The sequence below is a fragment of the Burkholderia sp. FERM BP-3421 genome (genome assembly GCF_028657905.1).
Lineage (GTDB): Bacteria > Pseudomonadota > Gammaproteobacteria > Burkholderiales > Burkholderiaceae > Burkholderia.
The window spans coordinates 190,103-212,928 of sequence record NZ_CP117781.1; the positions used below are offsets into that span (position 1 = coordinate 190,103).

At 68.5% G+C, this 22,826-nt stretch carries 25 protein-coding genes; 9 read left to right on the plus strand and 16 right to left on the minus strand.

From position 1 onward, the window contains the following. From Bsp3421_RS04015 to pobA, 7 genes are all read right to left on the minus strand, one after another. The gene (locus Bsp3421_RS04015) at window positions 1–1,356 is read right to left on the minus strand and encodes an MFS transporter (RefSeq protein WP_273997055.1); all 1,356 of its coding nucleotides are present in this window, start codon (window positions 1,354–1,356) and stop codon (window positions 1–3) included. 117 nt (window positions 1,357–1,473) lie between these two features. Next, window positions 1,474–1,857, minus strand: coding sequence for a 4-carboxymuconolactone decarboxylase (pcaC, locus tag Bsp3421_RS04020; RefSeq protein ID WP_273997056.1), 384 nt, complete (start codon window positions 1,855–1,857; stop codon window positions 1,474–1,476). A 14-nt stretch (window positions 1,858–1,871) separates the two neighbouring features. Next, window positions 1,872–2,657: a 3-oxoadipate enol-lactonase gene (gene pcaD / locus Bsp3421_RS04025; protein WP_273997057.1), complete on the minus strand. Its 786-nt coding sequence runs from the start codon at window positions 2,655–2,657 to the stop codon at window positions 1,872–1,874. Between the two features lies 1 nt (window position 2,658). After that, a complete protein-coding gene (locus tag Bsp3421_RS04030) occupies window positions 2,659–4,029 on the minus strand; it encodes a 3-carboxy-cis,cis-muconate cycloisomerase (RefSeq protein WP_273997058.1) in 1,371 nt (456 codons plus the stop codon). Between the two features lie 70 nt (window positions 4,030–4,099). Beyond that, window positions 4,100–4,744 carry a CoA transferase subunit B gene (locus Bsp3421_RS04035; protein WP_273997059.1) on the minus strand — a complete coding sequence of 215 codons (645 nt, stop codon included), beginning with the start codon at window positions 4,742–4,744 and terminating at the stop codon, window positions 4,100–4,102. An 18-nt stretch (window positions 4,745–4,762) separates the two neighbouring features. Beyond that, window positions 4,763–5,476, minus strand: a complete 714-nt coding sequence (locus Bsp3421_RS04040; protein ID WP_273997060.1) for a 3-oxoacid CoA-transferase subunit A — start codon at window positions 5,474–5,476, stop codon at window positions 4,763–4,765. Window positions 5,477–5,598: 122 nt separating this feature from the next. Further along, on the minus strand, window positions 5,599–6,822 hold the full coding sequence (gene pobA / locus Bsp3421_RS04045; protein ID WP_273997061.1) for a 4-hydroxybenzoate 3-monooxygenase: 1,224 nt from the start codon (window positions 6,820–6,822) through the stop codon (window positions 5,599–5,601). A 116-nt stretch (window positions 6,823–6,938) separates the two neighbouring features. On the opposite strand from pobA, the gene Bsp3421_RS04050 reads away from it, so the two are divergent. The 3 genes from Bsp3421_RS04050 (at window position 6,939) to Bsp3421_RS04060 (ending at window position 9,418) form a co-directional block, all read left to right on the plus strand. After that, window positions 6,939–7,862, plus strand: a complete 924-nt coding sequence (locus Bsp3421_RS04050; RefSeq protein ID WP_273997062.1) for a LysR family transcriptional regulator — start codon at window positions 6,939–6,941, stop codon at window positions 7,860–7,862. Between the two features lie 83 nt (window positions 7,863–7,945). After that, window positions 7,946–8,614 (plus strand): GTP cyclohydrolase I FolE, encoded by a 669-nt coding sequence (gene folE, locus Bsp3421_RS04055; protein WP_273997063.1) that lies wholly within the window; start codon window positions 7,946–7,948, stop codon window positions 8,612–8,614. After that, complete coding sequence (locus Bsp3421_RS04060) at window positions 8,615–9,418, plus strand: SDR family oxidoreductase (RefSeq protein ID WP_273997064.1); 804 nt, start codon at window positions 8,615–8,617, stop codon at window positions 9,416–9,418. It abuts the gene before it with no gap. Window positions 9,419–9,534: 116 nt separating this feature from the next. On the opposite strand, the gene epsC is transcribed toward Bsp3421_RS04060, so the two are convergent. Together epsC and Bsp3421_RS04070 are read right to left on the minus strand one after the other, a co-directional pair. Then, entirely contained in the window at window positions 9,535–10,458 is a 924-nt protein-coding gene (epsC, locus tag Bsp3421_RS04065; RefSeq protein ID WP_273997065.1) for a serine O-acetyltransferase EpsC, read from the minus strand. A gap of 107 nt (window positions 10,459–10,565) precedes the next feature. Next, complete coding sequence (locus Bsp3421_RS04070; RefSeq protein ID WP_252984314.1) at window positions 10,566–10,802, minus strand: HlyU family transcriptional regulator; 237 nt, start codon at window positions 10,800–10,802, stop codon at window positions 10,566–10,568. 281 nt (window positions 10,803–11,083) lie between these two features. Here Bsp3421_RS04070 and Bsp3421_RS04075 point away from each other — a divergent pair, with 281 nt between their 5' ends. After that, a complete protein-coding gene (locus Bsp3421_RS04075) occupies window positions 11,084–11,476 on the plus strand; it encodes a DUF3005 domain-containing protein (protein ID WP_273997066.1) in 393 nt (130 codons plus the stop codon). Between the two features lie 125 nt (window positions 11,477–11,601). Next, a complete protein-coding gene (locus Bsp3421_RS04080) occupies window positions 11,602–12,204 on the plus strand; it encodes a short chain dehydrogenase (protein WP_273997067.1) in 603 nt (200 codons plus the stop codon). A gap of 14 nt (window positions 12,205–12,218) precedes the next feature. Here Bsp3421_RS04080 and Bsp3421_RS04085 read toward each other — a convergent pair whose 3' ends face one another. Beyond that, on the minus strand, window positions 12,219–13,157 hold the full coding sequence (locus Bsp3421_RS04085) for an SMP-30/gluconolactonase/LRE family protein (RefSeq protein WP_273997068.1): 939 nt from the start codon (window positions 13,155–13,157) through the stop codon (window positions 12,219–12,221). Window positions 13,158–13,360: 203 nt separating this feature from the next. On the opposite strand from Bsp3421_RS04085, the gene Bsp3421_RS04090 reads away from it, so the two are divergent. Both Bsp3421_RS04090 and fnr read left to right on the plus strand, forming a co-directional pair. Beyond that, the gene (locus tag Bsp3421_RS04090; RefSeq protein ID WP_273997069.1) at window positions 13,361–13,828 is read left to right on the plus strand and encodes a universal stress protein; all 468 of its coding nucleotides are present in this window, start codon (window positions 13,361–13,363) and stop codon (window positions 13,826–13,828) included. A gap of 136 nt (window positions 13,829–13,964) precedes the next feature. Beyond that, on the plus strand, window positions 13,965–14,714 hold the full coding sequence (fnr, locus tag Bsp3421_RS04095; RefSeq protein WP_273998272.1) for a fumarate/nitrate reduction transcriptional regulator Fnr: 750 nt from the start codon (window positions 13,965–13,967) through the stop codon (window positions 14,712–14,714). Between the two features lie 33 nt (window positions 14,715–14,747). Here fnr and Bsp3421_RS04100 read toward each other — a convergent pair whose 3' ends face one another. Beyond that, a complete protein-coding gene (locus Bsp3421_RS04100) occupies window positions 14,748–15,641 on the minus strand; it encodes a LysR family transcriptional regulator ArgP (protein WP_273997070.1) in 894 nt (297 codons plus the stop codon). A gap of 107 nt (window positions 15,642–15,748) precedes the next feature. Between Bsp3421_RS04100 and Bsp3421_RS04105 the strand changes: the two genes are divergently transcribed. After that, window positions 15,749–16,366 (plus strand): LysE/ArgO family amino acid transporter, encoded by a 618-nt coding sequence (locus Bsp3421_RS04105; protein WP_273997071.1) that lies wholly within the window; start codon window positions 15,749–15,751, stop codon window positions 16,364–16,366. A gap of 160 nt (window positions 16,367–16,526) precedes the next feature. On the opposite strand, the gene Bsp3421_RS04110 is transcribed toward Bsp3421_RS04105, so the two are convergent. The 4 genes from Bsp3421_RS04110 to Bsp3421_RS04125 form a co-directional block, all read right to left on the minus strand. Continuing rightward, on the minus strand, window positions 16,527–16,934 hold the full coding sequence (locus Bsp3421_RS04110; protein WP_273997072.1) for a c-type cytochrome: 408 nt from the start codon (window positions 16,932–16,934) through the stop codon (window positions 16,527–16,529). 14 nt (window positions 16,935–16,948) lie between these two features. Continuing rightward, window positions 16,949–18,193 carry a molybdopterin-dependent oxidoreductase gene (locus Bsp3421_RS04115; RefSeq protein ID WP_273997073.1) on the minus strand — a complete coding sequence of 415 codons (1,245 nt, stop codon included), beginning with the start codon at window positions 18,191–18,193 and terminating at the stop codon, window positions 16,949–16,951. 42 nt (window positions 18,194–18,235) lie between these two features. After that, a complete protein-coding gene (locus tag Bsp3421_RS04120) occupies window positions 18,236–19,234 on the minus strand; it encodes a malate dehydrogenase (protein ID WP_273997074.1) in 999 nt (332 codons plus the stop codon). A gap of 92 nt (window positions 19,235–19,326) precedes the next feature. Continuing rightward, a complete protein-coding gene (locus Bsp3421_RS04125; protein ID WP_273997075.1) occupies window positions 19,327–20,472 on the minus strand; it encodes a TDT family transporter in 1,146 nt (381 codons plus the stop codon). Window positions 20,473–20,589: 117 nt separating this feature from the next. Between Bsp3421_RS04125 and Bsp3421_RS04130 the strand changes: the two genes are divergently transcribed. After that, window positions 20,590–21,483: a LysR family transcriptional regulator gene (locus Bsp3421_RS04130; RefSeq protein ID WP_273997076.1), complete on the plus strand. Its 894-nt coding sequence runs from the start codon at window positions 20,590–20,592 to the stop codon at window positions 21,481–21,483. 269 nt (window positions 21,484–21,752) lie between these two features. Here the strand turns inward: Bsp3421_RS04130 and Bsp3421_RS04135 are convergent, their stop codons facing one another. Continuing rightward, the gene (locus Bsp3421_RS04135; RefSeq protein ID WP_273997077.1) at window positions 21,753–22,778 is read right to left on the minus strand and encodes a hypothetical protein; all 1,026 of its coding nucleotides are present in this window, start codon (window positions 22,776–22,778) and stop codon (window positions 21,753–21,755) included. Window positions 22,779–22,826: the final 48 nt, after the last annotated feature.

The following is a 22,826-nucleotide window of genomic DNA, read 5'->3' on the forward strand; positions in this document are numbered from 1 at the left end:
CTACGCGGTGCGGGTCGGCGCCTGCGAGGCGCCGTCGTCCCGCTGGGCCGTGCGCTTGACGAGCAGCGCGCCCGCCGCCACCAGCGCCGGCACGGCCAGCATCGAGAAAATGGTGCTGAATCCCAGTTGCGCCTGCAACAGCAGCCCGCCCGAGAACGCGCCCAGGATCCCGCCGAAGCGGCCGATGCCGAGCATCCACGCGACCCCGGTCGCGCGGCCGCTGGTCGGGTAAAACGCGGCCGCGAGCGTCGGCAGCGACGACTGCGCGCCGTTCATGCACACCCCCGCGACGAACACCACGCTCGCGAGCAGCGCCAGATGGCCGGCCTGCAACCCGACCAGCCACACGAACAGCCCCGTCAACACATAGGTTGCCGCAATCACGCGGTGCGGTTCGAAGCGGTCCATCAGCCAGCCGCAGGCGATCGCGCCGATCCCCCCGCCGAGCGGGAACAGCGCGGTCACGAGCGCGGCCTCGCGCACGGTGAAGCCGTTGTCGCGGATCAGCGTCGGCAGCCAGATCGTCAGCAGGTAGTAGACGAGCAGGCCCATGAAGTAGGTCAGCCACAGCATCAGCGTGCCGGTGCGGTAGCGCGGCGACATCACGACGGCCACGCCCGACTGGCGCTGGTCGCCGCGATCGTCGGGCAGCACGAAGCGCACGTTGTCGAGCGCGGCGTCGGGCGCGATCCGGCGCAGCACGGCCGCGATCCGTTCGGCCGGCGCGCCGCGCAGCACCATGAAGCGGATCGATTCGGGCAGCGCGATCAGCAGCGCGCCCAGCAGGAGCGGCGCCACGCCGCCGACCACGAACACGCTGCGCCAGCCGTACTCGGGAATCAACGCGGCGGCGACCAGCCCGCCCGCCGAGGAACCGAGCGTGAAGCCGCAGAACATCGTGTTGACGAGGAACGAACGCTTCGCATGCGGCGCGTACTCCGACATCAGCGTGGCCGCGTTCGGCATCGCCGCGCCAAGGCCCAGGCCGGTCAGGAGCCGCAGCACGGCCAGCGCGTTGACGGTCTGCGCGAACGCGCAAGCGATGCTGAACAGCCCGAATAGCATCACCGAGCCGACCAGCACCCGCTTGCGGCCGATCCGGTCCGCGAGCGGCCCCGCCGCCAGCGCGCCGAACGCGAGCCCCGCGAGCGCCGCGCTCATCACCGGCCCGAGCGCGGCCTTGGTCACGTGCCATTCCTGGCCGAGCGCGGGCGCGACGAAGCCGATCGCCGCGGTGTCGAAGCCGTCGGCCGCGACGATCAGGAAGCACAGGATCAGGATCAGCCATTGATACGGCGAGAAGCGCCGCTCGTCGATGAACTGCTGCACGTCGAGCGTGCGCATGGGTTGGGTCATGCTTGTCTCCGTCGATATTATTGGATCGTGCCGCGCCGGTACGTTGCCGGCAGGGTCGGAATGCACGCGCCGCGCGGGCCGGCCAGCCCGCGCGGCGCATGAGGAATCGCCGCCGCGTCAGGCCGCGTCTTGTTCGCTGAAAATCTTCTCGGCCAGGTGGAACGCGGAATTCGCCGCCGGCACCCCGCAATAGATCGCGGCCTGCAGCAGCACCTCCTTGATCTCGTCGCGCGTCACGCCGTTGTTGCGCGCCGCGCGCAGATGCAGCGCCAGCTCCTCCGCGCGATTGAGCGCCACCATCATCGCGATGGTCAGCAGGCTGCGCGTGTGGCGCGGCAGCCCGTCGCGGGTCCAGATCTCGCCCCACGCATAGCGCGTGATCAGGTCCTGGAATTCGGTCGTCACCGCGCTGCGGTTCGCGAGCGAGCGGTCGACATGCGCGTCGCCGAGCACCGCGCGCCGCACCGTCAGGCCGGCTTCGTATCGCTGTTCGTCATCCATCTCGCGTCTCCGCCTCAAGCCGTCAGGAAGTCGAGCAGCGCGCGGTTGAAGCCGTCGGCGCTCTCGATATTGGAAAGATGCGCGGCGTCGAACTCGACGTGGCGCGCGCCCGGAATCGCCTGCGCAAGCGCGCGGCCCAGGTCCGGCGGGGTCGACTGATCGTGCGCGCCGGTCACGACGAGCACCGGCCGCGCGATGCCCGTCACCTCCGCGCGCAGGTCGGCGGTGTTCAGCGCGTCGCAGTTCGCGGCGTAGCCGTGCCCGTCGGTGTGCCGGAAGATGTCGCGGATCACGTCGACGAGGCGCGGCTCGCGGTTGAAGAAACCCGGCGTGAACCAGCGCGGCAGCACCGCGTCGGCCAGCCCCGCCATCCCTTCGGTGCGCGCCTTGCGCGCGCGCGGCTCCCAGATCTCGGGCGAGCCGATCTTCGCGGCGGTGTTCGCGAGCACCGCGCGCCCGATCCGCTCCGGATGGCGCGCCGCGAGCGCGGCGCCCGTCAGGCCGCCCATCGAGATCCCGCAGAAATGCGCGCGCGCGATGCCCACCTGATCCATCAGGCCGAGCACGTCGCCCGCCAGTTGCGCGATCGTGTAGGGGCCCGCCGGCACGGCCGAGTGGCCGTGCCCGCGCGTGTCGTAGCGCAGCAGGTTGAAATGCGGCGTCAGCGCATCGATCTGCGGCGCCCACATCGACAGATCCGCGCCGAGCGAATTCGAGAAGATCAGCCAGTCCGCGTCGGCGCGCGCCGAGCGGTCGATCCGGTAATGCAGTTGCACGCCGTCGACTGAAGCGAAGGACATATCAGTGGTCTCCTGGGTTCCGGCCCGCGTGGCGCGCGAGCACGGCGTCGACGAAGGCATGCGCCGCGCCGACGTAGTGAGCGGGATCGAACAGGCGTTGCAGCGCCTCGGGCGACAGCTGCGCGCTCACGCGCGGGTCCGCCGCGAGCACGTCGTGCAGCGTGCGCCCGCTTTGCAGCGCTTCCCGCGACGCCTGTTCGACCAGATGATGCGCGTCCAGCCGGCCGATCGCATCGCCGAGCGCGAGCATCACGGCCTCGCCGAGCACGAGCCCGCGCGTCGCATCGAGATTCGCGGCCAGCCGCGCGGGATCGATTTCGAGGCCCGCGACGAGCTGCGCCACCTGCGCGAGCGCGCCGCCCGCGAGCCGTGCGAGTTCGGGCAGCGCATCCCATTCTGCCTGCCAGCCGCCGAGCGCGCGTTCGTGCTCCTGCACCATGCCGGCGAACACGGTCGCGACCAGCCCCGGCGCGCGCACGGCCGCCGTCAGCACGGCGGCGCAGCCGACCGGGTTGCGCTTGTGCGGCATCGTCGACGAACCGCCCTTGCCCGCCGCCGCCGGCTCGGCCAGTTCGCCGACCTCGGTCTGCATCTGCAGGGACACGTCGCGCGCGATCTTGCCGAGCGTGCCGATCAGCATGCCGAAGCAAGCCGCCGTCTCGGCGATGCGATCGCGCTGCGTGTGCCACGGCACGTCCGGGAGGTCGAGCCGCAGGTCGTCGGCCAAGCTGCGCGCGACCGGGCCCGCCTGCTCGCGCAGGCTCGCGAGCGTGCCGGCCGCGCCGCCGAATTGCAGCGCCAGCACGCGCGTGCGCAGCGCGGCGAGCCGTTCGCGATGACGCAGCAAGGCATCGAGCCATTGCGCGAACTTGAGGCCCAGCGTGATCGGCAAGGCCTGTTGCAGCCAGGTGCGGCCGATCATCGGCGTCGCGCGATGCGCGCGCGCCAGCGCCGCGAGCGAGGCGCAGGCCTCGCCCAGGAGCGGATCGAGCAGGTCGAACGTGTCGCGCAGCTGCAGCACGAGGCCGGTGTCGAGGATGTCCTGGCTCGTCGCGCCCCAATGCACGTATTTCGCCGCCTCGGCGTCGGCCGCCTTCACGCGCGCGGTCAGCTGCCGCACCAGAGGGATCGCGAGATTGCCGCCGAGCGCGGCGTCGCGCGCGAGCGCATCGGCATCGAGCCGGGCCGCGTCGCACGCGGCCTCGATCGGCGCGACCGCCGCGCGCGGAATCACCCGGTGCGCGGCCAGCGCGCGCGCGAGCGCCGCCTCGACGTCGAGCATGCGCTGCAGGGTCGTGCGCGGCGACCAGATCCGGTTAAGCGGCTCGGTGCCGCAGATCAGGGAGGTCAGGCGGGCGCTGTCTTCTAGCATGACGGAAACGAAAGGAGACGGAATCTGCATTGTGCCTCCGGACGCCGGGCTCCGCCCGGGCCCGGGCGCGTCAGCGGGTCGCGTCGATCAGGGGCACGCCGGTCAGTTCCTCGAGCGCGGCGAACGACAGGTCCGAGCAGATCTCGCGCACCGCGAGCCCGTCGCGCGTGACGTCGAGCACCGCGAGGTCGGTATAGATACGGCTCACGCAGCGCACGCCCGTCACCGGATACGAGCATGCCGCGACGATCTTGCTCTCGCCCTGCTTGGTCAGGTGCTCCATCATCACGAACACCTGCTTCGCGCCGATCGCGAGATCCATCGCGCCGCCGACGGCCGGGATCGCATCCGGCGCGCCCGTGTGCCAGTTCGCGAGGTCGCCGTGCGCCGAGACCTGGAACGCACCCAGCACGCAGTAGTCGAGATGGCCGCCGCGCATCATCGCGAACGAATCCGCGTGATGGAAGAACGCGCCGCCCGTCAACACCGTCACATGCTGCTTGCCGGCGTTGATCAGCTCGTCATCCTCCTGCCCCGGCGCGGGCGCGGGGCCCATGCCGAGCACGCCGTTCTCGCTGTGCAGGAAAATCTCCTTGCCCGGATCGAGATGGTTCGCGACGAGCGTCGGCACGCCGATGCCCAGGTTCACGTACGCGCCTTCGGGAATGTCCTGCGCGACACGCTGCGCCATCTGGTCGCGGGTCAATCGTTGCATCGTGTTCTCCTCGCCGGCTCAGGCGGCATGCGCCGCGCGTTGCGCGGCCAGTTCGGCCGCATGCGCGGCCTGCGGCACCTCGACGACCCGCTTGACGAAGATGCCGGGCGTGACGACCTGTTCCGGATCGAGGCCGCCGAGCGGCACCACCGCCGACACCTGGGCGATGGTCGTCTTCGCGGCGCTCGCCATCACCGGGCCGAAGTTGCGCGCGGTCTTGCGATACACGAGGTTGCCCCAGCGGTCGCCCCGGTACGCCTTCACGAGCGCGAAATCGGCGTGGATCGGCGCTTCGAATACGTAGGGCTTGCCATCGATCACGCGGGTTTCCCGCCCCTCGGCGAGCTTCGTGCCGTAGCCGGTCGGCGAGAAGAAGCCGCCGATCCCCGCACCCGCCGCGCGGATCCGTTCCGCCAGGTTGCCCTGCGGCACCAGCTCCAGTTCGATCTCGCCCGCGCGGTACAGCGCATCGAACACCTGCGAATCGGTCTGGCGCGGGAACGAGCAGATGATCTTGCGCACCCGCTTCGCCTTCAGCAGCGCCGCGAGGCTCGTCTCGCCGTTGCCGGCGTTGTTGTTGACGATCGTCAGGTCGCGCGCGCCCTGCGCGATCAGCGCGTCGATCAGCTCGGCCGGCATGCCCGCCGTGCCGAAGCCGCCGATCATGATCGTCGCGCCGTCGTGCACGTCGGCCACCGCCGCCTGGAGAGACTCGAAAATCTTGTTGACCATGTGGGTTCCTGATACGCATCCGCGCACCGGCGCGCGGCTCGTCGAACGAACGCGCCGCGACGGGCGCACTCTCGAAATGTTCGATATTCGAACTCAGATTCGATTAGCGAACGTTGAGGCGATCATAGAGTCGCGTGCTCCGCCTTGTCAAGGCGGGCGGACCAGGTATCGTCGAACGGCAGGCCGACGTAGTTCTCCGCGAGCGATTGCGCGGCCGCGCGCGAGCGCGTCACGTAGCGCAGCTCGGCCAGCTTGAGCCGGTTGACGAACGGCGTGTCGTCCGCGCTCGGATGCAGCATGTTGGTCATGAAGTACGAGAAGTGCTCGGCCCGCCACACGCGGTCGAGACAGGTCGCCGTATAGGCGTCGAGCGCCGCCTCGTCGCCGTCGCGATAACGCGCCCCGAGCGCGCGCGCCAGCGCGCGCACGTCGGCCACCGCGAGATTCATGCCCTTCGCGCCGGTCGGCGGCACGATGTGCGCGGCGTCGCCCGCGAGGAACAGGCGTCCGTACTGCATCGTTTCCGACACGAAGCTGCGCATCGGCGTCACGCTCTTCTGCGTGATGCGCCCCTCGGCCGGCAGCCAGCCGCTGTCGTTGGCGAAGCGCGTGCGCAGCTCGTCCCAGATCCGCGCGTCGGGCCACGCGTCGAGCGCCTCGTCGGGACGGCATTGCAGGTAAAGCCGCGTGACGCTCGGCGAGCGCATCGAGAACAGCGCGAAGCCGCGCACATGATGCGCGTACACCAGCTCGTCGAGCGACGGCGGCGCGTCCGCGAGGATCCCGAGCCACGCATACGGATAGACCCGCTCGAAGGTTCGCAGCCGCTCGGCCGGGATGGTCTGGCGCGCGACGCCGTGGAAGCCGTCGCAGCCGGCGATGTAGTCGCAATCGAGCCGCATCGCGCGGCCCTGCGCATCGGTGAAGGTCACATGGGGATGCGCGTCCGTCACGTCGTGCAGCGCGACGTCCGTGACCTCGAAATGCATCGCGTGGCCGTGTTCTTCGCCCGCCGCGATCAGGTCGCGCACCACTTCGTGCTGGCTGTAGACGGTGATCGCGCGGCCGCCCGTCAGCGCGGCGAGGTCGATGCGGTGTCGCGCGCCGTCAAACAGCAGCTCGACGCCGCGGTGCACGAGCCCTTCGCGCCGCATCCGCGCGCCGAGGCCGGCTTCGTTCAGCGTGTCGACCGTACCCTGCTCCAGCACGCCGGCGCGGATCCGGTTCTCGCAGTAGGTGCGCGAGCGGGCCTCGACCAGCACCGAATCGATGCCTTGCAGGTGCAGCAGATGGGAAAGCAGCAAGCCGGACGGACCGGCGCCGATGATGGCGACCTGAGTGCGCATGGGGATGTCTCCAACGTTGATTCGAATAGTCGAATCGATTGTCAGCGCTTTCCCGACTATGCGACAACGCGATTTAAGCGATAACTTGTATCTCGATTCCGAATAGTGGTCCGGCCATGCCCGAACTCGATCTGAACCTGATTCCCTACCTGGTGGCGCTCGACGAGGCCCGCAACGTGAGCCGCGCGGGCGAGCTGCTCGGCGTGAGCCAGCCGCGCGTGAGCAGCGCGCTCGGCAAGCTGCGCGCGTACTTCGGCGACCCGCTGTTCGTGCGCACCTCGCACGGCATGGAGCCGACGCCGCGCGCGCTCGCGCTGCTGCCCGCCGCGCGCGCCGCGCTCGCGCAGATCGAGCGCGGCGTGGTCGCGCCGCCGAGCTTCGATCCGGCGGCGAGCCGCGACACCTTCACGCTCGCGCTGTCGGACGTCGGCGAGATCGTGTTCCTGCCGCGCCTGCTGCAGGCGCTCGCGCAACAAGCGCCGCACGCGAACCTGCGCTCGGTGTCGCTGCCGCACGCGGAGGTCGAACGCGGCCTCGAAAGCGGCGACGTCGATCTCGCGGTCGGCTATTTCCCCGATCTCGACGGCGGCAATTTCTTCCAGCAGCGTCTGTTCACGCATCGGTTCATCTGCCTGATGCGACGCGGCCATCCGCTCGCCGCGCACGCGCTGACGCTCGAACAGTTCCTCGCCTGCGGCCACGCGGTGGTGCGCGCGGACGGCCGCAGCCAGGAGGTGCTCGAACGCCACCTCGCGAAAGCGCGGCTGCGCCGGCGCGCGGTGCTGGAGACGCCGCACTTCATGAGCCTGCCGTTCATCCTCGGGCGCACCGACCTGATCGCGACCGTGCCGCACGCGATCGGCTACGCCTACGCGGCCGAGCATGCGTCGATCATGCTGGTCGAGCCGCCGCTGGCGCTGCCGCGCTTCGATCTGCGCCAGCACTGGCACCGCAAGTTCCACAACGACGCGCGCGTCGGCTGGCTGCGCGGCGTGGTCGCCGGGCTGTTCAACGACGCGCTCGACGAATGGCCGAAATGACCGCCCACCGGGCGCGTGCGACGAAAGCATGAAACAATGCCCGATCGGCCGCGTGGCGCGGCCCGCTAGACAGGAGTTCAGGCATGGTCAAAGAGAAGGCGCCCCGCGCGGCGGCCGGCAAATCCCCCCGCAAGGCGTCGCGCGCGAGCGCCGTCCCCGCGCGGCCGAGCCGCGAGGAGGCCGAGGCGGCCGTACGCGTGCTGCTGCGCTGGGCCGGCGACGATCCCGCACGTGAAGGACTGCTCGATACGCCGGCGCGCGTCGTGCGCGCCTACGAGGAATTCTTCGCGGGCTACGCGCTCGAGCCGCGCGACATCCTCGCGCGCACCTTCAGCGAGGTCGACGGCTACGACGAAATGATCGTGCTGAAGGACATCCGCTTCGAGAGCTACTGCGAGCACCACATGGTGCCGATCATCGGGCGCGCGCACGTCGCCTACCTGCCGAATCACCGCGTGGTCGGCATCTCGAAGCTCGCGCGGCTCGTCGATGCGTTCGCGAAGCGCCTGCAGATCCAGGAAAAGATGACCGTGCAGATCGCCGACACGCTGTTCGACGTGCTGCAGCCGAAGGGCGTCGGCGTGATCCTCGAAGCGGCGCACCAGTGCATCTCGACGCGCGGCATCCACAAGCCCGGCGTCGAGATGGTCACGTCGCGGATGCTCGGCACGTTCCGCACCGATCCGGCCACGCGCCGCGAGTTCCTGTCGATTGTGTCCAACCCCTCGGCCGTCAACCTGACGAATACGTAAATGTCGTCCCGCACTATCCCGACGGGCGCGCCCGTCGTCCTCGTCACCGGCGCCGCGCGACGCGCCGGCCTCGCATTCGCGCGCCGCTTCGGCGCGCGCGGCTACCGCGTCGCGCTGCACTACGATCGTTCGGAACAGGCCGCGCGCCAAGCCGTCGACGCGCTCGGCGCGCAAGGCATCGAGGCCGTCGCGCTGCAGGCGGACCTCGCCCGGGCGGACGCGGTCACGGCGCTCGTCGATGCGGTCTATACGCGCTTCGGGCGGCTCGACGTGCTGGTCAACAACGCGTCGGTGTTCTGGCAGGATCATTTCCCGAGCTTCGACCTCGCGGCGCTCGACGCCGCGTGGGCGGTCAACTGCCGCGCGCCGCTCCTGCTCACGCGCGCCTACCATGCGCGCGCGCAGGCGGCGGGCACGCAGGGCGTGGTGATCAACGTGGTCGACCAGAAGATCAAGGAGAACTTCCACCGCGACCACTTCAGCTACACGGTCGCGAAGGCGGCGCTCGGCAACCTGACGCAGATGCTCGCGCTGTCGGCGGCGCCGGTGCTGCGCGTGAACGCGGTGTTTCCGGGCCTGATGCTGCCGAGCGACGACCAGACCCAGGCCGATTTCGAGCATGCGAGCCGCGCCGCGACGCCGCTCGGGCGGATTGCCGGGCCCGACGATGTCGGCGATGCGATCCTGCTGCTGACGGAGCCCGCGTACAACGGCGTCGATTTCGTGGTCGATGCGGGCCAGAACCTGATCCGCGTCGACCAGGACGTGCTCTACAAGCATCGCTCGCCGGGCGGCCGGCGCTAGCCGGCGCGCCGCGCGGCATGCGCGGATCTTGCACCGCGACATGACAAGGCGGCCGGCGCGCGGCATCCCCGCCGCGCGCCGGCCGCCTCTCGGCGGGCCCGGCCCGCCCCTTCGATTCAGCCCTTGTCGACCGGGCCGCCGCCCTCGCGGATCTTGCCCTGCGCGACGTTGCTGCCCGGCGGCACGCTGTGCGTGAGCCACACGTTGCCGCCGATCACCGAGCCGCGCCCGATCGTCACGCGGCCGAGGATCGTCGCGCCCGCATAGATCACCACGTCGTCCTCGACGATCGGATGCCGCGCATTGCCCTTCACGAGCGCGCCGTCGCCGTCGGCCGGGAAGCTCTTCGCGCCGAGCGTGACCGCCTGGTAGACGCGCACCCGCTCGCCGATGATCGCCGTCTCGCCGATCACCACGCCGGTGCCGTGGTCGATGAAGAAGCTCGGGCCGATCCGCGCGCCCGGGTGGATGTCGATGCCGGTCGCCGAGTGCGCGATTTCATTGATGAAACGCGCGAGGAGCGGCACGCCGAGCAGATGCAGCGCATGTGCGAGCCGGTGATGCATCATCGCGAACACGCCCGGATAGCACAGCAGGATCTCGGTGACGTGCTGCGCGGCCGGATCGCCCGCGTAGGCGGCCTGGATGTCGCTCACGAGCAGCGCGCGGATGTCGGGCAGCTGCGTGCCGAATTCGCGCGCGATCTCGAACGCGCGCGTCTCCAGCTCGGCGCCCGGCGTATCCGCATGCTCGGGCAGGAACGGCAGCGCGCGGCGGATCTGCTCGGACAGGATGCGCAGGGTGCTTTCAAGCGTATGGCCGACGTAAAAATCGACGCTTTCGTCCGTCAGGTCCGGCGCGCCGTAGTGCGTCGGGAACAGCGAGGCGCGCAGGCCGTTGACGATCTTGCAGATCGCATCGCGCGACGGCAGCTCGCGGATGCCGAGCGGGTGACGCGTGCGGTGCAGGGTCTCGCGCGATTCGCGCAATGCGGCCACGATCTGATCGAGGCCCCAGTTTCGAACAGCTGATTTCGGCATAGACAGGAACATACGGCCACACACGACGCACGGCCGCGGAAAAAAAGTGACGGGTCCGCAAGATTACCGCGTTTTTTCCGCGCGAGCGACGGTCGCGATTCGTCGTGCTAGATCGTGATGCTGCTCGCGTCGATCCATCGCACCGCCCAATCGCGCGCGTGGGCGATCGCGGCGTCTTCGTTGCTGAAGTGCAGGTCGGATGGAAAAAAACGATTGGCGACCAGCTCGCCGTCGCTCGATCGGGAGATCACCACATAAGGCTGGAACGAGCCGTCGCCGGCGCGCGCCGGCGTGCAGTTGAGCAGATAACCGCGATGCGTGAATGCCGTAGTCGTCATGTGCATGAGTCCGCCCACCTCTAGTCCCTTCACTTCTTCTTCACTACCCGTCCGTCAGGGGTGCTGCGGCGCCCGATGCGGGCCGGGACGCACGCCCGGCACGGGTTCGTGCGGCCTCGCTGGAAAGGAATCATACTCTGTAGAAATCGGGGCTTCTGGTTGAAATAAATCCTCCCGAACCCGAAGGTCCCGGCGCGGCCGCGGCGGCCGCCCGCTCGCCTTTTCCCGTGGTCCCCGGAACGGGTCTTGCTGTGATCCGGGCTGCTCCCGCCGCCAGGAAGAACACCATGTCCGCGCCCCTGCCGCATCCGCGCAGCGTCGAACTGGACAACGACGCCACCCACGACAGCACCGTCGACACCGACGGCAAGCAGCGCGACGCCGCGCGCCTCGCGAACGGCACGCTGCCGCCCGACCAGATCGCCACCAGCAACGCCTCGCTCGACAACGCCATGCCCGAAACGCCCGACGGCTTCGCCGGCTACGACAGCCGGATCGGCGGCAATCATCCGCAATGCGCGCCGCGCGCCGGCTACATGGTGATCGACAAAGGCTTCGCGGCCGAACCGCGCGGCCGCTTCGATCCCGACGCGTGGGTCCGGCCCCGCGGGCGCGCGCACTGCCCGGTCCGGCCCGTGCGCGCCGAACGCGTGTTCGAGTTCGCGCCGATCCCGCGCTGACGCCGGCGCGCCCCCTTGCGGGGCGATTCGAAACCCTGGGTTTCGACACCTGATCATGCGGGCGGCTTGTTCGCGCGCCGCTGCATCGCGACAATCGGCGGTCATTCTCCGTTTCGGAATCCAGCATGAAGATCCTGATCGTCGGCGCCTCCGGCACGCTGGGCAGCGCCATCGTCAACGAACTGAAACCCCGCCACGAGATCGTCGCGGCCGGCCGCTCGCACGGCGACGTGCGGGTCGACCTCAAGGACATCGACAGCGTGCAGCGCATGTACCACGCGGTCGGACCGGTCGACGCCGTGATCGCCGCGACCGGCTCGGTGCACTTCGGCCCGCTCGGCGAGACCGCCAGCGCGCAGTTCGCGGTCGGGCTCGCGGACAAGCTGCTCGGCCAGGTCAACCTGGTGCTCGCCGGCCAGCACCTGCTGAACGCGGGCGGTTCGTTCACGCTGACGAGCGGCGTCATCGGCGATGCGCCGTTCCGGGGCGGCTCGAACGCGGCCGCCGTCAACGGCGCGCTCGCGGGCTTCGTGCGCAACGCCGCGGTCGAGCTGCCGCGCGGACTGCGAATCAACCTGGTGAGCCCGACCGTGTTCGAGGAATCGCTCGATGCGTACGGCGCGCTGTTCCGCGGCCACGAGGCGATTCCGGTCGGCCGCGCCGCGCTCGCGTACAGCCGCAGCGCGGAAGGCGCGGAAACGGGCCGGCTGTTCCGCGTCGGGTACTGACGCGCGGCGCGGCGTCAGCCGCCCGCCAGCCCCTGCGTGTTCACATAGAGCGCGTACAGGCCGTGGCTCGCCGCCATGAACAGACGATTGCGATGACGGCCGCCGAAGCAGACATTCGCGCAGCGCTCCGGCAGCGCGATATGGCCGAGCGCCGCGCCGTCGGGCGCGAACACGCGCACCCCGTCGAGTTCGTCGCTGCCCATGCCCCAGCCGCACCACAGATTGCCGTGCACGTCGACGCGAAAGCCGTCCGGCGTGCCCGCGCCGGCGTCGATCAGGCCGCGCCCGTCGCGCACCGCGCGGCCGTCGTCCGTCACCGCGTAAGCGCGGATCGTGCGCGGCCGCGCGCGCGACTCGACCACGTACAAGGTGGTCTCGTCCGGCGAGAACGCGAGCCCGTTCGGGCCGCGCGCATCGTCGAGCACCATCGTGACCGCGCCGTCGCGCGGATCGATCCGGTAGACCCGCTCAGGCATCTCGGCAGCCTGGCGCTCGCCTTCATAGAAACTCTCGATGCCGAACGATGGATCCGTGAACCAGATCGATCCGTCGGATTTGACGACCACGTCGTTCGGCGAATTGAAGCGTCGGCCCTCGAAGCGATCCGCCAGCACGGTCACCGTGCCGTCGTACTCGGTGCGCGTCACGCGCCGCGTCAGGTGCTCGCAGGTCACGAGGCGGCCCATCCGGTCGCGCGTGTTGCCGTTCGCGTTGTCCGACGGCTGCCGGAACACGCTCACCGCGCCGCTCGGCTCGTCCCAGCGCAGAATCCGGTTGTTCGGGATGTCGCTCCACAGCAGGAAACGCCCATCGCCGAACCACACCGGCCCCTCGGACCAGCGCGCGCCCTGGTACAGGCATTCGACCGAGGCGGCCGCGTGGCGCAGCGCCTCGAAACGCGGATCGAGGATCCGGATGGCCGGATCGGGATAGCGGCGGCTGGGTTCGTTCATCGCACTCACTCCGTGGCAAGGGGCCGGCGCGGGTAGGTCGCGCGCCGATCGCCCGTCATGGTAGCAAGCCCGCCCGCCGATCGCCGCGCCCTTGATCTGGCTCGCTGCGCGCGCGGCCGCAATCAGTTACCCTGCCCGGGAACCGCCCACCTACCCGGCCGGCGCGGTCGCCGGCACCTTGTCCATCCCATCACGGAGACATCATGTACAAGCGCATCCTGGTTGCAGTCGACGGCAGCGACACCGCGCGGCACGCGTTCGAGGCGGCGCTCGCGCTCGCCAAGTCCGCGGGCGCCGAGCTGCAGCCGCACTACATCGTCGAAAACGCCTCGATCTACTACAACGTGCCGGGCTACGACCCGTCCGTGCTGCGCACCCAGCTGATCGCGCAAGGCCGCGATCTCGCGGAGACGTTCACCGCGCAGATGCGCGCGGCCGGCGTGAAGGGCGAGATGAAGGTCGACGAGGCGACGTCGCTCGCGGACGTATCCTCGCTGATCCTCGACGCCGTGAAGGCATTCGAGGCCGACCTGCTCGTGCTCGGCACGCATGGCCGCCGCGGCTTCAAGCGGCTCGTGCTCGGCAGCGTCGCCGAGCAATGCGTGCGGCAGGCCGCGCTGCCCGTCCTGCTGATTCCGTCGGCCGCGCATCCGGACGCTCAGGAAAGCTGAACAAGCGTTCGCGCCGCGCGTCCCTGACGCGCGGCAAGCAAGCCGGGCATCGCATCGCGGCGTTTTGTCGCTGAACGGCCCCGGCTTGCGGTGGGACAATGGTTTCGTCGAATTCAAGCCCGAGTCCACCACCATCATGCTCACGCCCCTCGCCGCCCGCTCCCCCGTTTCCATCCATGCCGCCGGCAGCTGGGCGCCGCGGCAGGCCACGCACTGCTCGACCTGCTCGATGCGGCATCTGTGCATGCCGCAGGGCCTCGCGCCCGATGCGCTGACGCGCCTCGAAGCGGTGATCTGCGCGGCGCGCCCGGTGCGGCGCGGCGAAGCGCTGTTCCGCGAGGGCGATGCATTCGACAATCTCTACGCGGTGCGCTCCGGTTCGCTGAAGACGGTCGCGACGCGCCATGACGGCCGCGAGCAGGTCACCGGCCTGCATCTCGCCGGCGAGGCGCTCGGCCTCGACGGCATCTGCGAAGACGCGCATCCGCGCACCGCCGTCGCGCTCGAGGACAGCTCCGTCTGCGTGATCCCGTACAGCGCGCTCAAGTCGCTCTGCTCGGAGGCCGGCACGATGCAGCTGCGCATGCACAAGCTGATGAGCGAACAGATCGTGCGCGAGACCTCGCAGACGATGCTGCTCGGCTCGCTGAACGCGGAGGAGCGCGTCGCGGCCTTCCTGCTCGACATCTCGTCGCGCTACCTGAAGCGCGGCTACTCCGCGACCGAGTTCAACCTGCGCATGACGCGCGAGGATATCGGCAGCTACCTCGGCATGACACTCGAAACGGTCAGCCGCACGCTGTCGAAGTTCCAGAAGCGCGGCCTGATCGAGATGCAGGGGCGCATGGTGCGGATCGTCGATTTCGAGGGCCTGCATCACCTGTGATGCGCGCCGCGCGGCACGCCCGCCGCGCCCCCGTCAATCGAGAAACTGCGCGGCGCGCGCCTTGAGCGCCGCGCCGAAATCGTCGAGCCAGCCGATCGACAGGCGCCAGCTCTGCCAGTACAGCTCGATGTCGACCGTGCGCCCGGCCGACAGGTCGACCAGTTCCCCCGCCGCAAATTGCCGCTCGGTCATGCGATCCGGGCACATGCCCCAGCCCAGGCCCGTCTCGCAGGCGCGCAGATAACCCGCCACGTGCGGAATCCAGTGCCGGGGCGGATCCAGTTCCGCGCGCGTCACGCGCCGCATGAAACGCCTCTGCAAACCGTCCTTCGGATTGAACATCACGCACGGCGCGCGTTGCAGCGCATCGCGCGTCACGCCGTCGGCGAAATAGCGCGCGTGAAACGCGGGCGAACAGACCGCGCGATAGCGGATCCGGCCGAGCCGGGTCGAGCGGCAGCCCTGGATCGGCTCCGCCTGCGCGGTCACCGCGCCCTGCACGCTGCCGTCGCGAATCCGCTCCGCCGTGTAGTCCTGGTCGTCGATCACGAGATCGAGCAGCGTGCCGCTCTCCGTGCAGAACGGCCCCATCGCGTCGATGAACCAGGTCGCGACGCTGTCGTCGTTGACCGCGACCCGCAAGCTCGGCCAGCGGCCGGCGAGCGCGCCGGGCAACGCCGGCATGCGGCCGGACAACTCGGCCTCCAGCATCTGCACCCGTTCCGTGTGACGGCACAGCAGCGCGCCCGAAGGCGTCGCGACGCAGGGTTGGCCTCGCTTCACGAGCACGCTGCCCACGCGCTCCTCGAGCAGCTTCACGCGCTGCGACACCGCGGACGGCGATACATTCAGCTCCCTCGCCGCCCGTTCGAACGAACCCTGGCGGATCACGGCGGCCAGCGCATCGAGCAAGGCATAGTCCAGCATTAGATTTCCTTAATCAGCATTAGGCAATTTAGCTTCTCTTATTCTGCCGGAAAACGCAGACTAGGCGCCTGAGTGTCGTTTTCCCCGTCTTCTTCCCCCGGAACATCATGAACTGGATCGCCTTTTCCCACGGCGCGGCGCTGTGCGGCTCGCTCATCGTCACCATCGGCGCGCAGAACGCCTTCGTGCTGCGGCAGGGCATCATGCGTGCGCACGTCGGCAAGATCGTGCTGCTGTGCGCGCTGTCGGACATGATCCTGATCGGCGCGGGCGTCGGCGGCGCGGCGGTGCTGGTCGAGCGTTACCCGACCTTCATCCATGCGGTGCTGTACGTCGGCCTCGCCTATCTCGCGTGGTTCGGCCTCAATGCATTGCGCCGCGCGCTGCGGCCGAATCACGCGACGCTCGACATGAACGGCGCACCCCAGGCCGCGCCGCAAGGCGCGCTGCCGGTGGTCATGATGACGCTCGCGTTCACCTGGCTCAATCCGCACGTGTATCTCGACACCTTCCTGCTGATCGGCACGGCCGGCGCGCGCGAACCGGAAGGCGCGCGGCTCGCGTTCGCGATCGGCGCGATGGCGGTCAGCCTGGTCTGGTTCACCGGGCTCGGCTATGGCGCGCGGCTGCTCGCGCCGCTGTTCCGCCGCGCCGGCGCGTGGCGCGTGCTCGACGGCGCGATCGGCGGCATGGTGCTGTTCCTCGCGGCCGTGCAGCTGCGGTGAGGAGCACATGCGCGCGGCCGTGCGCCGCGTCGCCGCGAGGCAGTGGATCGGCGCAGCATGCACAGAACCGCGCGCGCGACTGAGCCGCATTGCACGCGACATGCCGCGTTCGCTCCGCAACTGATCGCGCGCCACCCGTCCGCACCGCCCATCGCTCACGTCAATGCGCCGGCTCGGCCCGAGCCGCCCCTTCCGCGCGGCCGTTGATCCGATACAGGTACTGCGCGAGCGTATCGACCTGCTCGGCCGGCAGCGGCGCACCGTAGGCCACCCGCATCTTGTTGTTGATCGCCGTCCATTCCCGCAGCGTCAGCGGCGGCTGGCGCATCACCATGCCGGCCGAATGACAGATCAGGCATTGCCCGTTGGCGATCTCCGCGCCGGGCCCGGGCGGAAACACCTCACGGCTCACCGGCAGGCTCACATCCACGACCGAGAACGCCACGGCGCGCGCAGGCTCGCGCCGCGCGCCGACACGCCCGTCCGGCAGCCACGCGCGGAACGCGACCACGCCCGCCACGCCCGCCACGCCCACGATCAGCAGCCAACACAGTGCTCGATGCTTCATGCCGGTCTCCCCGATCAGATCACGTGCAGCGCAACGGATTCGACACCGTTGCGCATGAAACCCGAACCGTTCCAGTTCGATTGCAGCGGCTGCGCGACGCCCGCCGTATTGGTCGCCCGCACCATCAGCACGAGCGGCCCCGCCGCGGGCGGCGTGAGCGCGAGCCGCCAGCGACGGAAGCTGTACCGCCCGTAGTCGCGGTCGAGCGATGCATCGAGCCAGGTCCGCCCGCCGTCGGGCGACACCCGCACGCCCGCGACACCGCAGTCGCCCCCGAACGCGATGCCGCGCACCTCGGCCGACGCGCCGCGCGCGAGCCGCGCACCATCGGGCGGATTCGTGATGAACGAGCGCGGCACCATCCGGTTGATCGGGACCATCCGCACGCCGGTCTGCCCGGGCCGGACGTTCGCGCCCGGCGTATCGGGAATCAGGTAGGCGCGCGCGGTCCAGTAGTTGTCGTCGGGCCGGTCCAGCACCTCGATGTCGCTCAGCATCTTGACCCAGTAGGTCGCATACCAGCCGGGCACCACGAGCCGCAACGGAAAACCGTTCAGCAGCGGCAGCGGTTCGCCGTTCATCAGGTACGCGATGACGGCCTCGCCGTCCAGCGCATGCTCGATCGCGAGCGACTTCTTGAACGCCGGCGTGTCCGGCATGATCGGCGTCTCCAGGCCGTTCATCCGCACCCGCAGCGCGCCCGCGCGCACTCCGGCCCGTTCGAGCACGTCCTTGAGGCGCACGCCCGTCCAGCGCGCGTTGCCCATCGCGCCATGCGCCCACTGCGCGCCCGGCACGCGCGGCGCGTAGTAGCCGCGCGAATTGCCCGAGCACTGGTTGACCGCCGCCACCTCGACCGGCTCGAAGTCGCGCACGAGCGTGTCGAGCGTCAGCGTGAGCGGCCGCTCGACATGCCCGTGCACGACCAGCCGGAACGCCGCCGGGTCGATCCGGGTCGGGATGTTGGCCATGTGCCAGCGCACGTAGAACGCGTCGTTCGGCGTGAACAGGTGCCGGTCGAACACCTCGAACGGCGTCTCCAGCAGCGGCGGACGCGTGCGCTGCAGGATCAGCGCGCCCTTCTGCGGGAAGTCCGCGGCGACCGCGCGGCGGCCGTTGCCGAACGGCAGCTCGACCATGCGCTCGACCGCGCCCCACGCATCGGCGCCCGCCGCGCCGGCGAGGCCGAGCCCGAGGGCGCGGGTCAGGAATCCACGCCGGCCGGCATGGGAGAACAACGGAGAACGACGCTTCGGCATCACGGCTCCTGGTGGTTGTTCATGCAACGATCCGGCCGATCGTCACGCGCTCGCGAACAAGCGCGACACGACCTCCGCTTCTTCCTGCAATTCTCGCACCGAGCGCGCGATGCACGCGCGCGCGAACGCATCGAGTGCGAGGTCCGCCACACGGCGATAGCCGCCGCCCTCGCAGATCACCGGCACGCCGAACATGAGCCCGGGCGGCACGCCATGACTGCCGTCGGACGGTATGCTCATCGACACCCAGCGCCCATCGCTGCCGTGCAGCCAGTCGCGCATCTGATCGAGCGCCGCGTTCGCGGCCGAGGCCGCCGACGATGCGCCGCGCGCCTCGATCACCGCCGTGCCGCGCGCGGCGACGCGCGGGATGAAGTGTTCGCGATACCAGCGCTCGTCGTCGATCAGGTCTTTCACGAACGCATCGCCGATGCGCGCGTAACGATAGTCGGCGAACATCGTCGGCGAATGATTGCCCCAGACGATCAGATGCTCGATCGCGTCGACCGGCGCGTCGCACCGCCGCGCGAGCATCGACGCCGCGCGGTTGTGGTCGAGCCGGATCATCGCGCTGATCGCGTCGTCCGGCAGATCGGGCGCGCAGCGGCGCACGATCGCCGCATTCGTGTTCGCCGGATTGCCGACCACCAGCACCTTCGCGTCGCGCCGCGCGACCGCGTTCAGCGCCTCGCCCTGCGCGCGGAAGATCGCCGCGTTCGCGTCGAGCAGGTCGCGCCGCTCCATGCCGCGCCCTCTCGGCTTCGCGCCGATCAGGAACGCGCAATCCGCGGCGCGGAACGCGGCGCGTGGATCGCTCGTCGCTTCCATGTGACGCAGCAGCGGGAACGCGCAGTCTTCCAGCTCCATCATGACGCCCTGCAGCGCCGCGCTTGCCTGCGGCAGGTCGAGCAGTTGCAGGACGACCGGCTGCCCGGGACCGTAGAGATCGCCGCGCGCGATCCGGAACAACAGCGAATAGGCGATCTGCCCGGCCGCGCCCGTGACGGCGACGTGTTTCGCGGGAACCTGAGGTGCATGCATCTTGAACTCCTGGGTCGGTGAGCCGGGCGCGCGACGCGATCGCGGCCGGGCGGTAGGAAACGGTGGGGAGCGGATGAAGGCGCGCGGCCGGTTCACGCCTGCGCGGCGGCGGGGGCATTCAGGCACGGCGCCTGGAACAGTCGCCCTTGCAGCACGCCGCGCAGCGTCCGGGTGGCGACGAGGCTCCAGAAGCCGAACAGCAGCGCGGCGAACACGGTGCCGAGCACGGCGAACGCGGTCAGCCCGGTGGCCCGATACAGGCCGAGCGTGGCGGCCGTATAGACGCCGAGCGGGAACGTGAAGCCCCACCAGCCGAGGTTGAACGACATGCCCTCCTTGCGGTAGCGCAGCGTGAACAGCGCGGCGATCGCGAACCACCAGACGCCCGCGCTCCAGAGCAGCAGCGCGCAGACGAGCCCGAGCGAATCCGCGAGCGCGCCGAGCGGGGCGAACGCGCTGCCCTGGAACACGACGGGCGCGACCTTGCCGAGCGCGAGGATGCCCAGCGCGCCGGTGCCGATCGGGCCGAGCGTGAGCCAGCTCGACGGCGCGAGATCGCGATGCGGCAGCTTGTGGACGACGAGACGGAAGAACACGAGGGTCAGCACCGCGAACGCCAGCGACAGAGAAATCGCCCACATCGCATAGCTGACGCCGACCACGCCGCGCGCGAAGGCGGCCGGCAGGTGCGGCGCGATCACGGCGCCGCTCGACGCCGCCACTTCCGGCGCGACGAGCGGCAGCAGCAGCACCGCGCTCACGCGCTCGAACGCATGGCTCTGGGCCGTGAACATCAGGTACGGCACGAGCACCGCCACGGCGACGGCGAGCGCCGCATCGAGGCACCACAGCGCGGCCGCGACGTCGTAGGCCACCGGGCCGACGCGCGGCGCGGCGAACAGCACGCAGCCGTTGATGATCGGCACGAGGCCCATCGGGATCGCGCCGAGGAACATCGACTGCAACGGGTGATGCAGCATCGGCCGGATCGTCTCCGGGTGGCGCAGCACACGGGCGAGCAGCATCGCCGTACATAGCGCGTACAGCACGACGTTGACGGACCACAACGTCGCGGCCAGCGCCTGCTGGCCCGTAAAGTGGAACGGCAACGCGACCAGCACGAGCGACACGATGCCGTTGCCCATCGTCATCGCGAACCAGTTGGGGGTGAACTGCCTGATCTTGTCGCTCAGCGACTGGGCGGGCGCGCAGGGCGCACTTGATACGGGATCGAACATCGCGGCCTCCATCGGCTATCGGCTATCCATGGAGGACACGATAGCGTTGGGCTTGACATATGAAAAATACATAAACAACATACGATCCATACTTTTCTTATATGGATCGTTCGTGCCATGAACTTCACGCACCTCGCTGCCTTCCTTGCCGTGGTCGAGGCGGGCAGCGTCACCGGCGCGTCGGCGCGCCTGCATGTCAGCCAGCCGGCGCTCACGCGCGAGATCCGCGAACTGGAGGAACGCCTCGGCGTCACGCTGTTCGACCGGCGGCCGCGCGGCATGAGCCCCACGGAAGCAGGCCGCCTGCTCGCGCACTACGCGGCGCGGATCTTCTCGCTGTCAGATGAGGCCGAGGCGATGCTCGATGAATTCTCGGGGCTGGTGCGCGGCCACCTGAAGCTCGCGGCAAGCCGGACCATCGGCAGCTATCTGCTGCCGGCCGCGCTCGATGCGTTCTGCCGGCAGTATCCCGGGATCACGGTCGACGTCGAGGAGATGAACACGGAGCACGTCGAGGCCGCACTGCTGACCTACGACCGCCAGCTCGGCTTCGTCGAGGGGCCGTTCGACGCCGAGGCGTTCGATTCGACCCGGCTCGGCCGCGACACGCTGATGCCGGTCGCGGCCCCCGCCCATCCGCTCGCGCGCAAGCGCAGGATCACTGTCGACGAACTCGCCCGCCATGATGTGCTGTCGCGTGAGCCGGGCTCGGGTACGCGCAACGCGGTCGAGGCCGCGTTCGCGCGGCATGGGCTCACGTTCTCGCCGCGTCTGTCGGTGGGCAGCGCGGAGGCGATGAATCGCCTGCTGGTGCGCGGCGGCGCATTTGCGTGGGTGTCGCGGCTCACGGTCGAGCGGGAACTGCAGACGGGCGCGCTCGTACCGCTGCCGGTCGCGGACCTGACGATCGAGCGTGACCTCACGGTCATCTGGCGGCGTGACAGCGCGCTCACACCGGGCGCGCGGATTTTTCGCGATCTGCTTGTCGCTGAGCAGGCGGCGGGGGCTTGAGTACGCGCGTCATGGGTAAAAGGTTGGACTAGATCAAACAGGCAGCGTCAGATTGGCTGGCTCAGTTCGGCCATCATGCGACATTCGACAGAGAGCGCAAGATTGTCAACAATGTCTCGCGGTCTGGCGATCATTTCCCGAAAAATCTTGTGCGTGACCGAGTTGAACCAAGGATGCACCTCAGATGTATTCGACTTACACGACTCGCCGCACGAATGCTGCGAGAGAGAGCTTGCCCACCAGCGCCCTCCCTTTTCTGAGTGAAGCGATCAATTAATCTCGCTGAGACGTCGGGAAGTCGTCGACAATTGATTTTGCAGTGCCTTACGTAAGGAGTCGTCGATTTGCATCTTCAGTACCCGCTGCACATCGTCTGCTCGCTGATGTAGTTCAGCAGCCGTTGTACCAGCTCCTGTTTTTCGATATGTCTTTTCCGCACCCTCCTTATCTAGCGCAGAAAGAACATCATTCTCGTGAAAGAAGCAGGGGCTTTTTGTTCCTTTGTAAAGAAGTTTAGGATCTGTTGTCGCGTAGACCATGATCGAAGCGGGATCGTCCTTTGACCAATCGAATGCGCTACGGTCTGCGATCAGTTGGCGTACGTTAGTATCCACCATCTGTTTATTCCATCCGTAGGTTTTCTTATAAAAAGCATAAACAACCGGCCAGTTATATTCTTTATCGCATCCACTTGCCGGACTTTGATGCTGGTGGTGAAAGCCGAGCGCATGGCCAAACTCATGCAGAACTATACCTGAAAACCGCGGCTCTGCGGGAGGCGCTTTGTCGAAGCCCTGAAAATTCATGGACGTTAGATGTTGTTTCGTCAATTGATTGCTTATGCTGTCAGTTCCAATGTAAGACCAATATCCAGGCTCATCGAAGCCGATTCTTATCTCACTTGTGTCATTGTCCGCGCAGTCATGACCGTTCGGCGGACCATATTCCATCGTTAAATCTATCTGCAATTCAAACCATTTTTGTGCTGCTTGTAGAATTCTCGATCGAATGACATCGTTTCCCCCCTGAAAACAGATATGTAAGACCTGTCCGGGTGGCCATCTGTTTGGCAGAACGACCACATAAAATAGGTTTGGCGGTAGATTTGCTTTGCGAATCGAAGTGCTGGAATATGATCGGTCGGCGGGCATGTAATTGAGTCGCGCAGGTGACCACTTATAGTTTTCTCCGTCGCCGTGGGTCTCTAGGTCGTGCGCGCGTGAATTTGTGAGAAGCGAGAGCGCGAAAATGAAAATTGACGAAATGGCAAATTGTTTCCACGTTAATTTTTTCATGTGATCCTCGTCTTATAAAATACGCTTTCATTTTTGTGATTGAGGTAT